Source organism: Mesorhizobium sp. M7A.F.Ca.CA.004.04.2.1 (assembly GCF_004022825.1).
GTDB lineage: Bacteria > Pseudomonadota > Alphaproteobacteria > Rhizobiales > Rhizobiaceae > Mesorhizobium.
The window spans coordinates 1-827 of sequence record NZ_RZPH01000379.1; the positions used below are offsets into that span (position 1 = coordinate 1).

Annotated in this window: 1 protein-coding gene and 1 pseudogene; one reads left to right on the forward strand and one right to left on the reverse strand. The window is 62.9% G+C overall.

The features are described from left to right. The coding region (locus EN893_RS17735) for an EAL domain-containing protein (protein ID WP_128361673.1) at window positions 1-636 on the forward strand (636 nt) is incomplete at its 5' end. A gap of 31 nt (window positions 637-667) precedes the next feature. Here EN893_RS17735 and EN893_RS39310 read toward each other — a convergent pair. Beyond that, a pseudogene (locus EN893_RS39310) lies at window positions 668-827 on the reverse strand (peptidase); the annotation flags it as partial.

Genomic DNA, 827 nt, shown 5'->3' on the forward strand with positions numbered 1-827 from the left:
GGCTCCCTGGTCCGGCCCGATCTTTTCATTCCGCTGGCGGAAGAGAGCGGCCTGATCACGGCGATCACCGATCAGGTCATTGCGATGGTTGTGTTCGACCTGAACAAGCTCCTGGTCGCCGATCGCTCGCTTCACATCGCCATCAATCTCAGCGCAACCGATGTCGGCACCGCGCGGGTCCTGCCTATTATCGAAAAGGCGTTGCAGCACACCGGAATCCGGCCCCAGCAAATCTGGCTCGAGGCCACGGAGCGAGGTTTCGTCGATATCAACTCGGCGCGTTCGACGCTCATTCGTGCCCGCGAACTGGGGCACGCAGTGGCAATCGACGACTTCGGCACCGGCTATTCCAGCCTGTCCTATCTCGAGGGGCTGCCGCTCGATGCGCTCAAGATCGACAAATCGTTCATCGATACGATCAGCACGAATTCCGCCACCAGTTCCGTCACCCCGCATATCATCGACATGGCCAAGACACTGAAGCTGAAGATCGTTGCCGAGGGCGTGGAAACGCAGGCGCAGGCCGACTATCTCGCCGAGCGCGACGTCGACTACGGCCAGGGCTGGCTTTTCGCCAGACCCATGCCTGCGTCCGAGTTCATCGCCTACTGTCGCCAGGTGGAGCCGACGGCTTGACGCCTGTCGTCCTCAACAAGGCGCAGCGTTCTCAGCACGGCCCGTCGCCAACGACGCGATAGTCCGCGGCGCGGGCTTCGCAGGAATTGGGGAAGGTACGCATCTCGCCATGCCGGCGGCCGCAGACCGGAGCATATTCGCGGGTGCAGAACGTCTGCTCGCCACCGCCACCGCCACCGCCGCTATCGCGG